Below are 13,074 nucleotides of genomic sequence, written 5' to 3' on the forward strand. Positions count from 1 at the left end.
CCGCCGTACCAGTGCCCGCCCCCCTCCAGATGCTCCACCACGGCCCGCTCCACGACGGTCCGCCGGGGCAGCTCCGCCAGCTCCACCTGCGTGGACCCGAACACGAAGCGCACGGGCGTCATGTCGTGCTCCTCCTCCAGCGGGTGGACGTGGAACCGCTCCTGGAAGCGGACGATGTTGGAGTCGGCCGGCAGGTACCGCTTCAGCTGGGGGTCGAGCAGCCAGGACCCGCACGTGGCGATCCGGTACGGCTCCTCGGGGAAGTGCGCGGCGAAGAACTCGCGGGCGCGCGCGAGGGACCGGTCGCAGGACTCGGGGCTGAGCGGGCCCATGAAGTCGGGGATGTGCAGCCCGAGCGCGGGCTCCCCGGCGGAGAATCCGGCGGCGGCGACGGACTCCCTCAGCACCTCGGGAACGACCCCCCGCTGGAACTGCAACCGCCCCAGCTGGTACAGCTCCCCGCGCAGATGGAGGGAGAGCCACCGCGCGGTCATGATCCCCCCGGTCCCGTGCCACCGCCGGTGGACGGCGACCCCGCGCCCGACGTCGGCGAGGGTCCGCCGGCTGACGTCACCAGAGATCCCGCGCTCCCGGTGGTACGCGCGCACGAAGGGCAGCGCGGCGACGAAGACGTACAGCGGGAACCACCGGGCGACGGCCCGGGACGCGCCGGGGTACCGGGGCAGGTCCACGCCGCCGGTCACCGTCCCCATGTCCCGGACGAGTTCCGCGGCCCCGCGCTCCAGGGCCTCGCGGGCGAGGTCGTCGCCGAGGACCTGGCGGCTCAGCCGGACCGGTTCCTCGATGTCCTGGTGCGACACCCCGAGATCGAGCAGCGCCTCCACCAGCCCGTCGGTGTCGGCGAGCACGGACACACCGTCCCTGAGTTCCACGAACACACCCCCTGTAGCTCCGGAAGAACCGGCACCTCTGGAGAACGTCTCCACCGAAGAGTACGTTTCAGGAAGGAGTAGTGATCCCGATGCGTACGGGCAGTGAGCCGACGACCGCGCGCAGTGCGCTGCGGATGCGACTGTGGCTGAGCCTGTGGGGTCTGGCCTGGGCCGTCTTCGGTACGGCCGCGTTCGCGCTGGCGGGCCGCCCCGGCTGGGCCGCGGCCTGCGGTGCGCTGTGGCTGGTGATCATGATCGACCTGACGCTGATCCTGCGGCACATCCGGCAGGGCCCGCACTGGCAGCCGGGCCGCGACGTGCCGCCGTACCGGCCGCCGGAGCACTGAGTTCCGTACGCGGACCCTCTCGCGCGGGCGCCGGTCGCGGTCGTCAGCCCTGCGCGTCGAACCGCGCGGCCTTCAGGTACTCCGGGTTCGGGTCCAGCGCCGCGGCCAGCCGGAAGTGGCGCTTCGCCTGGTCGTCGCGGCCCTGCCGCTCGTACGTGCGCGCGAGCGCGAAGTGGGCGAACGCGTTGTCCGGCTCGCGCTCCAGGACGATCGTGAACTCCAGCTCCGCCGGGCGCAGTTGCGCCGCCGCGAAGAAGGCACGCGCGCGCAGGAGGCGGGCGGCGGTGTTCTCGGGGTGCGCGGCGATGACCCCGTCGAGCAGCTTCACCGCGCCCCGCGGGTCCCGCGCGGCGAGCAACTGCTCGGCGGCGCGGAAGTCGATGACATGCGTCTCCGGAGAACGTCCGGTCGAACCGCTGGTTTCGGGCACGGAAAGGTCCTTCCCTCACTGACAGCGTTCAACGCCCCGCACGGGGCCCGCTATTCCTACGACGCGGCCACACCCGGCCGCGCGCACCGCCAGGACCTGCGCTTTCACCCCTCCCCCCGGGCCCTGCGCACCAGTTCGTCCCACACCTCGCGCACGCGCCGCTCCAGCTCCGCCAGCGGTACGTCGTTGTCGATCACGATGTCGGCGATCGCCCGGCGCTTCTCCCGCGTGGCCTGCGCGGCCATCCTCGCGCGGGCGTCGTCCTCGGTCATCCCGCGCAGCCGCACGAGCCGGTCGAGCTGCGTCTCGGGCGCGACGTCGACCACGATCACGAGGTCGTACAGCGAGGCGAGCCCGTTCTCGGCGAGGAGGGGTACGTCGTGCACGACGACCGCGTCCGCCGGAGCCGCCGCCTCCAGCTCCCGGGACCGGGCGCCGACCAGGGGGTGGACGATCGAGTTGAGCAGGGCCAGCTTCTCGGGGTCGGCGAACACGATCGCCCCGAGCTTCGGGCGGTCCAGCGCGCCGTCCTCCCCCAACACCCCCGCTCCGAACGCCTCCACGACCGCCGCGAGCCCATCCGTCCCCGGCGCGACCACCTCCCGCGCGATCCGGTCCGCGTCGACCAGCACGGCCCCGGCCTCGACCAGCAACCGCGAAACCTCGCTCTTACCGGCCCCGATGCCGCCGGTCAGCCCCACTGTCAGCATGCTGACAGCTTAGATCCCGCCACTGACATCGGGCCTCGGCCGGGGAGTGCGGACCGACGGGGGCCCGGTCGCATCCGTACGCGCCCCGGGCCAACGGACGAACGCGTGCGCGCGAGGCTGCGGCGCCGGTTCACCGTGGACTCGAACTCCCGGCCCACGCCTGCCCGCGCGCGCGAGGCTGCGGCGCCCTCACCAGCACCGCGCGCCACGCCGCCGCCCGGACGTCCGCCCGCGCGTGGCTGTGGCGACGACCAGCCGCAGGCAGCCGTAGAGAACCGGCGAACACCCGCCCGCGCGCGAGCCGCTGCCAGTCAACCCCCGCACCCTGAACACCCGCGCGCCTGCGAGCCGCTGCCGCCGCAGGTCCAGCCCCGCACCCCGAAACACACACCCGCGCCCCGCAACACCCGCGCTCCTGCCGGGCGGGCCGGNNCCGGCCCGCCCGGCAGGAGCGGGTCTCAGCCCTCCCCCTCCCGCTCCGCGAGGAACTTCTCGAACTCCCTGCCGATCTCGTCCGCCGAGGGGATGTCGACGGGTTCCGCGAGCATGTTGCCGCGGGTCTCGGCGCCCGCGACGGCGTCGTACTGGTGCTCAAGGCCCTCCACGAGGGACGTGAGTTCCTCGTCGCCCTCGCGGATCTGGCGGTCGATCTCGGTCTGGGTGCGGTGGGCCTCCGTGCGCAGGGTGTGCGCGAGGGCGGGCAGGACAAGGCCGGTGGCGGCGGTGATGGCCTCCAGGACGGTGAGGGAGGCGTCCGGGTAGGCGGAGCGGGCGATGTAGTGCGGGACGTGCGCGGCGACGCCGAGGACGTCGTGGCCGGCCTCCATGAGGCGGTACTCGACGAGCGCCTCGGCGCTGCCGGGCACCTGCGCCTCGTCGAAGGGGCTGCGGTGGCCGGGGACCAGGTCCGTACGGTTGCCGTGCGGGGTGAGGCCGACGGGGCGGGTGTGCGGGACGCCCATGGGGATGCCGTGGAACGTCACCGACAGGCGTACGCCGAGCCGCTCCACGATCTGCTTGACGGCCGCCGCGAACCGCTCCCACTCGACGTCCGGCTCGGGCCCGGACAGCAGGAGGAAGGGCGCGCCAGTGGCGTCCTGCACGAGGCGGACGTCGATCGACGGCTCCTCGTAGTCCTGCCAGCGGTCGCGCTTGAACGTGAGCAGCGGGCGCCGCGCGCGGTAGTCGACGAGCCGGTCGTGGTCGAAGCGGGCCACCACCTGGTTGGGCAGCCCGTCGAGGAGGCCCTCCACGATCTGGTCGCCGGTGTCGCCGGCGTCGATGTATCCGTCGAAGTGGTAGAGCATGACAAGTCCGGCCGACTCCTGGGCGAGCGCCATGTCGACGACCGCCAGCCCTTTCGGCTCCCATGCGTACAAACCCTGCGGATCAAGCACTTGGACCGCTCCTCCTCGTGTTCGTATCGCACAACGTCCAGGAGGGCTCGGACATTCCCGGTCCCCGCACCCTCGGTCGGGTGAATCCCCTCAGGACACGAGCACGCGCGCGTGGAGCGAGGTCACCGCCCTGCGCGCGGAGGTGAACGCGCCGTGCTGCCAGGCGTCCGTGTGGCTGAGCCAGTCGCCGGCGAACCAGACCCGGCCCGTGGGCTCGTTCAGCGGTTTGTAGCGGACGTCGTCGGGTCCCCCGGGGGTGGTGTGCCAGGCGGCCTCCAGATGGGGCGTCTGACGCCAGTGGTGCGAGAACGACGAGACGAGTTCGCTCCGGTACTTCTCGCCGTAGATCTTCACCCCCGCGGCCACCGCGCGCCGTTCGCGCTCCTCGGGCCGCAGGCGCGCGTACGCGTCGGCGTTCGCACCGTAGTTGTAGTAGCCGACCAGGACGCCGCGCTCGCCGCCGAACCCGTACGACGGATGCCAGATGTGCACGACGTCCTGGTCGGTCTCGGTGATCCCGCCGTAGATCCGGTGGTCCAGTTCCCACCACCGCGACCGGTACTCCAGGCCGATCTTCCCGGCCGACGACGGGGTGATCGCCTCCAGCGCGGACTGCACCGCGGAGCCGAGGTTGTGCGGCACTTTGGCGAGGATGTTGGGCGGGAGCGCGGCGACGGCGTAGTCGGCGTCGACGGCCTTCGTGCGGCCCGCCTGGGTGTAGGTGACGGTGACGCCCCGGCCGGTGTCGGTGATCCGCGACACGACCGCTCCCGTCCGCACGCGGTGGGCCCCCACCGCGCGGGTGAGCGCCAGCGGTATCCGGTCCATCCCGCCGACCGGCTGGAACATCAGCATCGCCTGGTCGAAGCCGAACTCGAAGGAGAAGTACCGGCCGACACCGCTCGCGAACACCTCCGAGGCGCTCGGCACGTTCCCCAGCGGCACTCCGGGTGTCCCGGCGGCGGCCGGGACGGTCGCGTATCCGCGCCGCTCCCCGCCCTCGTACGTCAGCCGGTCGCCGAGTTCCCCCCAGTCCTTGAGGAACTCGACCAGCCGTTCCTGGTCGGTGCCGGTCAGCCGCTCGTCCAGCGCTCCCTGGTCGGTGGCCTTGGCGAGCAGTTCGGAGACGTACCCGTAGACGTCGGCCTTGGCGGTGCGGTGGCGGACCGGCGCGGTCATGCCGGCGGACTCGTTGTAGAGGTAGGCGTCCGCGTTGGCGTTGGTGAACACCTCGACGGGGACGCCGAGTTCGCGGCAGTAGTCCAGGGTCACCATCCACTGGGGTATCCGCGCGGGTCCCGCGTTCAGGTACTGCCCGTCGGCGAACCGCGCGGTCTGCGTGTGGCCGTACAGGTCGGTCGTCCGGTCCCCGCCGCGGACGGTGAAGTTCCGGCCGCCCGTGCGTGCTCTCGCCTCCAGGACCGTGCAGTCGTAGCCGGCTCTGCCGAGTTCGTAGGCGACGGTCAGTCCGGCGATCCCGCCGCCGATCACGACCACCTTGGCCGGGCGGCGTCCGGTGGTGCTCAGGTCCCCGCCCCTGGGCGGCCGGTACTCCTCGGCGCGCGCGGTGGGGGCGAGTCCCAGCGCCCCCATGGTGGCGAAGAGCGCTCCCGCTCCGCCGGTGATCCCCACGTCCCGCAAGAACGTCCGCCGGTCACGCGTCCGTGCCATGACTGAGCCCCTTCCCGATCATGAACAACTGCCGGGAAGCGTCTCAACATCCAGTTACGGCACGGTGGTTGCCGCTGTGTCCGGTGGGTTTCGGAGAGGCCGGGGACGACTGAAGGGCCGCACCTCGAAAGGTACGGCCCTTCAGTCGTCAACTACCGCTCAGTGAGCGCCGGTCGTGCGGTGAGCGGTCAGCTCTGGCCGCCCGCCAGCTTCTCGCGCAGGGCGGCCAGCGCCTCGTCCGAGGCGAGCGCGCCGGACGTGTCCGCGCCCTCGGAGGAGTACGAGCCACCGCCCGCGGCCGGAGCCGCACCCGCGGCGTCGCCGCCCTCGGCAGCGGCAGCGGCGTCGGCCTCGCGGCTCTTGATGACCTGCTGCTGGTGCTGCTCGAAGCGGGACTGCGCCTCGGCGTACTGGTTCTCCCACACCTCGCGCTGAGCCTCGAAGCCCTCGAGCCAGTCGTTGGTCTCGGGGTCGAAGCCCTCGGGGTAGATGTAGTTGCCCTGGTCGTCGTAGGACGCGGCCATGCCGTACAGGGTCGGGTCGAACTCGACCGAGGCCGGGTCGGCGCCGAAGGACTCGTTGGCCTGCTTGAGGGACAGCGAGATCCGGCGACGCTCCAGGTCGATGTCGATGACCTTGACGAAGATCTCGTCGTTGACCTGGACGACCTGCTCCGGGATCTCCACGTGGCGCTCGGCCAGCTCGGAGATGTGGACCAGGCCCTCGATGCCCTCGTCGACGCGGACGAACGCACCGAACGGAACGAGCTTCGTGACCTTGCCGGGCACGACCTGACCGATCTGGTGCGTGCGCGCGAACTGCTGCCACGGGTCTTCCTGGGTCGCCTTCAGCGACAGGGAGACGCGCTCGCGGTCCATGTCGACGTCCAGGACCTCGACCGTGACCTCCTGGCCGACCTCGACGACCTCGGAGGGGTGGTCGATGTGCTTCCAGGACAGCTCGGAGACGTGGACGAGACCGTCGACGCCGCCCAGGTCCACGAAGGCACCGAAGTTGACGATCGAGGAGACGACGCCGGAGCGGACCTGGCCCTTCTGGAGGGTCGTGAGGAACGTCTGGCGGACCTCGGACTGGGTCTGCTCCAGCCAGGCACGGCGGGACAGGACCACGTTGTTGCGGTTCTTGTCCAGCTCGATGATCTTGGCCTCGAGCTCCTTGCCGACGTACGGCTGGAGGTCGCGGACACGACGCATCTCGACGAGGGAGGCCGGGAGGAAGCCACGGAGGCCGATGTCGAGGATGAGACCACCCTTGACGACCTCGATGACGGTACCGGTGACGATGCCGTCTTCTTCCTTGATCTTCTCGATCGTGCCCCAGGCGCGCTCGTACTGCGCGCGCTTCTTGGACAGGATCAGACGGCCTTCCTTGTCCTCCTTCTGGAGAACCAGGGCCTCGATCTCGTCACCGACGGCGACGACCTCGTTCGGGTCGACGTCGTGCTTGATGGAGAGTTCGCGGCTCGGGATGACGCCTTCGGTCTTGTAACCGATGTCGAGCAGGACCTCGTCCCGGTCGACCTTCACGATGACGCCGTCGACGATGTCGCCGTCGTTGAAGTACTTGATCGTCTCGTCGATCGCGGCGAGGAAGGCTTCCTCGTTACCGATGTCGTTGACCGCAACCTGCGGGGTGGTGGCGGTGGTCTCGGTGCTGCTCGTCATGTGGGAAAGGGCTCCGGTTACGGACAGAAAGTCGTAGGTACTGCTACGCCGGGAGCCCGTATCGCTCTGAAGAAGCCGGACAGCCAAAGAGACGGCACACCGGGAGACCCGGCAACGCCTCGAAAACCGAGGGGACTACAACAGATGCGAGCGCAGCCTGCTACGTCTGAGGAGCGCAGGCCCGCAGCGCAACTTGTAGCATACGGGGGCAGCCGGACGGGGTCAATGCGCGAAGGCGCACACCCGGGGCGGATCGCCGCATACCCGGCACAAGAAGCGTCTCTGGAGGCCAACGCAGGCCCGTGAGACCCCTTCCGTGACACCCGCGCGGGCGCCTGTCCCCGAAAAAGGGTGACGGAAGAGTACGACGAGGGAGCCGATCATCCAAGAGCCAACGATGTCCGCCGTGGACCACGACCCCGAATCCGACTCCGAGGCCACCCGGCGTGCAGCGGGCGTCACGGAGAGCGCCCGCGCGAACCGGGGCTGGTGGGACCGCAACGCGGACGAGTACCAGGTCGAGCACGGCACGTTCCTCGGCGACGACCGCTTCGTGTGGGGCCCCGAGGGGCTCGACGAGGTGGAGGCCGAACTCCTGGGCCCCGCCGAGAAGCTGGCGGGCCTCGCGGTCCTGGAGATCGGCGCGGGCGCCGCCCAGTGCTCGCGGTGGCTCGCCGCGCAGGGCGCCCGGCCCGTCGCCCTCGACATCTCCCACCGCCAGCTCCAGCACTCCCTGCGCATCGGCGGCTCCGTCCCCCTCGTCTGCGCCGACGCGGGCGTCCTACCCTTCGCGGACGGCTCCTTCGACCTCGCGTGCTCCGCGTACGGCGCCCTGCCGTTCGTCGCCGACCCCGCCCAGGTCCTGCGCGAGGTACGCCGCGTCCTGCGCCCGGGCGGCCGGTTCGTCTTCTCGGTCACCCACCCGATCCGCTGGGCCTTCCCCGACGAACCCGGCCCCGAGGGCCTGACGGTCTCCGCCTCCTACTTCGACCGCACCCCGTACGTCGAGCAGGACGCCGAGGGCAGCGCCGTCTACGTCGAGCACCACCGCACCCTGGGCGACCGCGTCCGCGACATCGTCACGTCCGGCTTCCGCCTCGTCGACCTCACCGAGCCGGAGTGGCCGGCCTGGAACACGTCCGAGTGGGGCGGCTGGTCGCCACTGCGGGGCACCTTGATCCCGGGGACGGCGATCTTCACGTGCGAGCGCGACTGAGGTGACGTGAAGGGGGCGTCCGCGCGCGTGGCCGACACTGGGTCCCGTGATCCGCTACGACGCCCTCGACGCCCTCCCCGTCCGCAGCGCGCTGCCCGCGCTCGGTGACGCCCTGGACGCGCGCGGGACGGCCGTTCTCGTGGCGCCCCCGGGGACGGGGAAGACGACGCTCGTGCCGCTGGCGCTGGCGGGGCTGCTCGGGGAGGGGCCCGCGCGCACGGTCGTCGTCGCCGAGCCCCGGCGGATCGCCGCGCGGGCCGCCGCCCGGCGGATGGCGTGGCTGCTCGGCGAGGAGGCCGGGGAACGCGTCGGGTACACCGTGCGCGGGGAACGGGTCGTCGGGCGGCGTACGCGGGTCGAGGTGGTGACGACCGGGGTGCTGCTGCAACGGCTCCAGCGGGACCAGGAGCTGGCCGGGGTCGACGTCGTCGTGCTGGACGAGTGCCATGAGCGGCATCTGGACGCGGACACCGCCGCCGCGTTCCTGTGGGACGTGCGGGAGGCGCTGCGGCCGGAGTTGCGGCTCGTGGCGGCGTCCGCGACGACGGACGCCCAGGGGTGGGCCGAACTGCTGGGCGGGGCACCCGTGGTGGAGGCGCGGGGGGTGTCGTACCCGGTCGAGACCGTGTGGGCGCCGCCCGCGCGCGGGGTACGGCCGCCGCACGGCACGTGGGTCGATCCGGCGCTGCTCGCGCACGTCGCGTCGGTGGTGCGGCGGGCGCTCGCCGAGCGGGCAGGCGACGTGCTGTGCTTCCTGCCCGGCGTGGGCGAGATCGCGCGGGTCGCGGGGCAGCTGGGCGGGGACGTCGAGGTCCTCCAGGTGCACGGGCGCGCGCCGGCCGCCGTGCAGGACGCGGTGCTCTCACCCGGTACGCGGCGCAGGGTCGTCCTCGCGACGTCCGTCGCGGAGTCGTCGCTCACGGTTCCCGGGGTGCGCGTGGTCGTGGACTCCGGGCTGGCGCGTGAGCCTCGGGTCGACCACGCACGCGGGCTGAGCGCGCTGGCGACCGTACGGGCGTCCCAGGCGTCGGCACGGCAGCGGGCCGGCCGGGCGGGCCGTGAGGCGCCCGGCACCGTCTACCGCTGCTGGCCGGAGGCCGAGAACGCCCGTCTGCCGCGTTTTCCCGCGCCCGAGATCAAAGTGGCCGACCTCGCCGCGTTCGCCCTCCAGGCGGCCTGCTGGGGCGATCCTGAGGCCACTTCGCTGGCACTCCTCGACCCGCCACCGCCGGGCGCGATGGCGGCGGCCCGCGGCCTCCTCACGGCGATCGGCGCGGTCGACCCCACAGGCCGGGCCACCGAACGCGGCATCCACCTGTCCCGCCTGGGCCTGCACCCCCGCCTGGGCCGTGCCCTCCTGGACGGCACCACAGCCCTGGGCGCCCACCCGGCAGCCGAGGCGGTGGCCCTCCTGAGCGAAGAGGCCCCCCGCGAGTACGGCGACGACCTCACCGCCGCACTGCGGGCCGCCCGGCGCGGGGGCGACGCGTACAGCGCGCGCTGGCGGACGGAGGTACGGCGCCTGCGCGGGGTCGCCTCCGGGACGCCCGGCACCGGTACGGCACCCACTGCCGACGACACCCGCGCCCCGGCCCTGATCGCCGCCCTCGCCTTCCCCGAACGTCTCGCCAGACTCGACGGCGGCACCTACCTCATGCTCTCCGGCACCCGCGCGGAACTCCGCGAGGGCTCTCCCCTCCGGCCGTCCCCCTGGCTGGCGATCGCCGTGGCCGACCGCCCCGTCGGGAAGGGGCACGCGCGCGTGCAGCTCGCGGCGGTCGTCGACGAGGACACCGCGCGGTGGGCGGCGGGCGCGCTGCTCGACGAGCGGGAGGAGGTCCGGTGGGCCGGCGGGGACGTCGTCGCGCGGCGGGTGGAGCGGCTGGGGGCCGTCGAGCTGGCGGTGCGGCCCCTGAAGAACGCCGACGCCGGGCTCGTACGTGCCGCCCTCCTGGAGGGCCTGCGGCAGGAAGGGTTCGGCGTGTTGCGGTGGTCCGACGCGGGGGCGGGCCTGCGGCAGCGGCTCGCGTTTCTGCGCGCGCGGGTCGGGGAGCCCTGGCCGGACGTCTCCGACGAGGCACTGCACGCGCGCGTGGACGAGTGGCTGGAGCCGGAGCTGGGGAGGGCCCGGCAGCGCAAGGACCTCGCGCGGATCGATGCCGGGAACGCGCTGGGGCGGCTGCTGCCGTGGGCGTCCGGGGAGGCCGGGAAGCTGGACGCGCTGGCGCCGGAGCGGATCGTCGTACCCAGCGGGTCGAGTGTCCGCGTCGACTACGGGGATCCCGAACGGCCTGTGCTGGCCGTGAAGTTGCAGGAGATGTTCGGGCTCCAGGAGTCGCCCCGGGTGGCCGGTGTGCCGGTGGTGGTCCATCTGCTGTCCCCGGCGGGGCGGCCGGTCGCCGTCACGGCGGATCTCGCGTCGTTCTGGCGGGACGGCTACCGGGGCGTACGCGCGGAGTTGCGCGGCCGGTACCCCAAGCACCCGTGGCCCGAGGACCCGGCGACGGCCGAACCGACCCGCCACACGAACGCCCGCCTCAGACGCTGAACGCCTCGGACGCCGACCGGCTCAGACACCGACCGGTTCAGACGCTGACCGGCTCGGGCGCCGACCGGCTCACACACTGACCGGCTCACACACTGACCGGCTCACACACTGACCGGCTCGGGCGACGGCTCCGCGCGCGGGGTGATCGGGCGCCTTCCCCTGGCCTCCAGGAGGAGCGCGAGGGCCAGCAGGGAGAGTCCCAGTCCGGCGAACCCCCAGGGCAGGTACGACGTCATGAGCAGCACGAGCGTGCGGTTACTCTTCACGAGGTCGACCGTGTGCTCGATGTAGTCCTCGCGCATCTTGACGTCCCCGGCGAACGCGGTGACCTTCTCGCGCCCGCCCAGGAGCGTCCCTCCGCGCAGCTCCTCCTTGTGGACCTCCTCGCCGTTGACGGGTGCCCCGGTGAGCGGTTCGACCCAGAACTTGCGGACGGTGGTGTACCAGCGGGTCGTGCCGGTGGAGGCGATGGTCTCGGGGGTGATCCCGGCGACCGGCATCGTCTTCGGCATGGGGACCTGCGTCCAGGGGACGGTCTGCTCGAAGTAGTAGACCGTCAGGCCGCGGAACGTGCGGGTGCCCTTGTAGTGGATCGGGGCCGACGTACGGGTCTGCGCGTCGAAGTACTCGTAGTCCCGTTTCTCCACGAGGAAGGGCCACTTGAACTCGATGCCCCGGCGGGTGACGGGGTCGCCGTCGACCATCTCGCCGTCGGCGTGGACGGGCGCCTGCGTGTGCGCGTCGAAGATGTACCGCTCGGGGACCTTGGAGACCATCTTGCCGTCGGGGCCGACGACGTAGGAGAGGCCGTCCCAGACGACGACGTCCTTGCCGGCGGTCTTCTCGACGCGCTCGGACTCCTCGACGTTGCCCTTGAGGGTCTGGACGATGGTGACTTTGGGGACCGTACGCGCGCGCAGGGTGCCGTAGTCGAGGAGGGTCGCGTTGCGGGCCTCCAGGACGGTCGCCTGGTAGGTGTTCGCGGGGATCTTGGCGAGCCGGGGGAAGGCGTACCAGCGCAGCAGGGGCGCGAGGGACGCGAAGAAGACGGCGAGGGCGAGCAGGATCAGGGCGGCTCTGCGGCGCATCGCGCCCTCCTCACGGGTGCGCGGGCACGGTCGTCAGCAGCGGTTTCGGCGACGTCCTGCCGGTGGGCGCGCCGACGGCGCTGATCGTCAGGACGAGGGCGAGGGCGACGGCCAGACCGGCCGCGGCGGCGATGAGGGCGCGCATACGGACCTCCCGGACCTGACGGACCCGACGAACCTGACGGTGTGTCAGGTGCCGGCACCGTAGCAACGGGCGGCCGAGATGAGAACAGCCTCGGCGCCTCCGTCCTGAAGACCGGGAGGGGGGCGCCGAGGCTGCTGTACGGGCCTGTGCGGGCCTAGGAGGCCGAGGGTGAGGCTTCGGTCGATCCGCTCGGCGAGGGGCTCGCAGAGGGCGAACCGCTCGGTTCGGGCTCCGGGTCGGGCGTGGCCGTCGGCACCGCCGTGACCGTCAGTTCGACGGTGAGGCTCGCGCCCCCGGTCGTCGTGATCTTCAGCAGGAACGTCCCGGCGTTGTCGTCCGCGTACAGCTTGGGCAGCTTCAGGACGCCGAGCAGGTCCGTCGTCAGGCCGGTCAGCGTGCGCACGGGCTTGCCGTCGGCGCCCTTGAAGTACGGGCCCTTGTCGTTGGCCGCGGTGTCGCCGGGGGCGGCGACCAGGGTGGCGGTCGCGGCGACCTTCCCGGCGGCGGCGCCCTTCCGCGTGGCCTTGACCTGGACCTGGTCGGTGAACTCGCCGCCCGCGACGGTGGTCAGCAGGCCGTTCAGGAGGTTCGAGATCAGGTCGGCGGAGCGGGCGTCGACGCTCGCCGCGTAGTCGACCGGGTCGACCGTACGGCCGATGACCAGCGCGCGGACGATGAACGAGCCGGTCTTCTCGCCCGCCTGGAGCGCGGGCGCCGTGGCGACGCCCTTCGCGTCGGTCGTGGCCGTCGCGAGCTTCTCGCCGCCGGTGAACGTGGTGTCCGTGTCGCCGACGATCAGGAAGCGGACGCGGACCTTGGCGACGGCCTTGCCGTCGGCGGTCTCCGCGCGGGTGCCGATCCGCTGCGCGAAGGCGCTCCCCGCGGTCGCGGTCAGCTTGCCCGTGCCGGCGTCCTCCAGGCGGCGGACCGTGTCCGTGGGCGTC

Annotated in this window: 11 protein-coding genes and 1 pseudogene; 3 read left to right on the forward strand and 9 right to left on the reverse strand. The window is 72.4% G+C overall.

The annotated features are described in order from the left end of the window. Positions 1 to 893, reverse strand: an 893-nt coding sequence (locus AOK24_RS00610; protein WP_063799364.1) for an acyltransferase domain-containing protein, incomplete at its 3' end; no start/stop codon positions are given. A gap of 89 nt (positions 894 to 982) precedes the next feature. On the opposite strand from AOK24_RS00610, the gene AOK24_RS00615 reads away from it, so the two are divergent. Further along, positions 983 to 1,240, forward strand: a complete 258-nt coding sequence (locus AOK24_RS00615; RefSeq protein ID WP_055718051.1) for a DUF6343 family protein — start codon at positions 983 to 985, stop codon at positions 1,238 to 1,240. Positions 1,241 to 1,283: 43 nt separating this feature from the next. Here the strand turns inward: AOK24_RS00615 and AOK24_RS52175 are convergent, their stop codons facing one another. The 5 genes from AOK24_RS52175 to rpsA all read right to left on the reverse strand — a co-directional run bounded on the left by AOK24_RS52175 (position 1,284) and on the right by rpsA (position 7,133). Next, positions 1,284 to 1,670 carry a tetratricopeptide repeat protein gene (locus AOK24_RS52175; RefSeq protein ID WP_055718042.1) on the reverse strand — a complete coding sequence of 129 codons (387 nt, stop codon included), beginning with the start codon at positions 1,668 to 1,670 and terminating at the stop codon, positions 1,284 to 1,286. A 104-nt stretch (positions 1,671 to 1,774) separates the two neighbouring features. Continuing rightward, on the reverse strand, positions 1,775 to 2,380 hold the full coding sequence (gene coaE, locus AOK24_RS00625) for a dephospho-CoA kinase (RefSeq protein ID WP_055718043.1): 606 nt from the start codon (positions 2,378 to 2,380) through the stop codon (positions 1,775 to 1,777). A 458-nt stretch (positions 2,381 to 2,838) separates the two neighbouring features. Further along, positions 2,839 to 3,777 carry a PAC2 family protein gene (locus AOK24_RS00630; RefSeq protein WP_055718044.1) on the reverse strand — a complete coding sequence of 313 codons (939 nt, stop codon included), beginning with the start codon at positions 3,775 to 3,777 and terminating at the stop codon, positions 2,839 to 2,841. 90 nt (positions 3,778 to 3,867) lie between these two features. Next, positions 3,868 to 5,448, reverse strand: coding sequence for an NAD(P)/FAD-dependent oxidoreductase (locus AOK24_RS00635; protein ID WP_055718045.1), 1,581 nt, complete (start codon positions 5,446 to 5,448; stop codon positions 3,868 to 3,870). A 188-nt stretch (positions 5,449 to 5,636) separates the two neighbouring features. After that, entirely contained in the window at positions 5,637 to 7,133 is a 1,497-nt protein-coding gene (gene rpsA / locus AOK24_RS00640) for a 30S ribosomal protein S1 (protein WP_055718046.1), read from the reverse strand. Positions 7,134 to 7,530: 397 nt separating this feature from the next. On the opposite strand from rpsA, the gene AOK24_RS00645 reads away from it, so the two are divergent. Together AOK24_RS00645 and hrpB are read left to right on the forward strand one after the other, a co-directional pair. Beyond that, positions 7,531 to 8,349, forward strand: a complete 819-nt coding sequence (locus tag AOK24_RS00645; RefSeq protein WP_055718047.1) for a class I SAM-dependent methyltransferase — start codon at positions 7,531 to 7,533, stop codon at positions 8,347 to 8,349. 46 nt (positions 8,350 to 8,395) lie between these two features. Beyond that, positions 8,396 to 10,897: an ATP-dependent helicase HrpB gene (gene hrpB / locus AOK24_RS00650; RefSeq protein WP_055718048.1), complete on the forward strand. Its 2,502-nt coding sequence runs from the start codon at positions 8,396 to 8,398 to the stop codon at positions 10,895 to 10,897. 101 nt (positions 10,898 to 10,998) lie between these two features. Here hrpB and pgfA read toward each other — a convergent pair whose 3' ends face one another. The 3 genes and pseudogenes from pgfA to AOK24_RS00660 all read right to left on the reverse strand — a co-directional run. Beyond that, positions 10,999 to 11,985, reverse strand: a complete 987-nt coding sequence (gene pgfA / locus AOK24_RS00655) for a cell envelope lipid trafficking protein PgfA (RefSeq protein WP_055718049.1) — start codon at positions 11,983 to 11,985, stop codon at positions 10,999 to 11,001. A 10-nt stretch (positions 11,986 to 11,995) separates the two neighbouring features. After that, positions 11,996 to 12,130: an SPW_0924 family protein gene (locus AOK24_RS47190; protein ID WP_107103858.1), complete on the reverse strand. Its 135-nt coding sequence runs from the start codon at positions 12,128 to 12,130 to the stop codon at positions 11,996 to 11,998. A 154-nt stretch (positions 12,131 to 12,284) separates the two neighbouring features. Continuing rightward, a pseudogene (locus AOK24_RS00660) lies at positions 12,285 to 13,074 on the reverse strand (lytic transglycosylase); the annotation flags it as partial.

The organism is Streptomyces niveiscabiei, from assembly GCF_001419795.1.
Lineage (GTDB): Bacteria > Actinomycetota > Actinomycetes > Streptomycetales > Streptomycetaceae > Streptomyces > Streptomyces niveiscabiei.

Coding starts and splice junctions, on each gene's coding strand:
- AOK24_RS00615 (WP_055718051.1), top strand. CDS start 983: ATGCGTACGGGCAGTGAGCCGACGACCGCGCGCAGTGCGCTGCGGATG.
- coaE (WP_055718043.1), bottom strand. CDS start 2,380: ATGCTGACAGTGGGGCTGACCGGCGGCATCGGGGCCGGTAAGAGCGAG.
- AOK24_RS00635 (WP_055718045.1), bottom strand. CDS start 5,448: ATGGCACGGACGCGTGACCGGCGGACGTTCTTGCGGGACGTGGGGATC.
- rpsA (WP_055718046.1), bottom strand. CDS start 7,133: ATGACGAGCAGCACCGAGACCACCGCCACCACCCCGCAGGTTGCGGTC.
- AOK24_RS00645 (WP_055718047.1), top strand. CDS start 7,531: ATGTCCGCCGTGGACCACGACCCCGAATCCGACTCCGAGGCCACCCGG.
- pgfA (WP_055718049.1), bottom strand. CDS start 11,985: ATGCGCCGCAGAGCCGCCCTGATCCTGCTCGCCCTCGCCGTCTTCTTC.
- AOK24_RS47190 (WP_107103858.1), bottom strand. CDS start 12,130: ATGCGCGCCCTCATCGCCGCCGCGGCCGGTCTGGCCGTCGCCCTCGCC.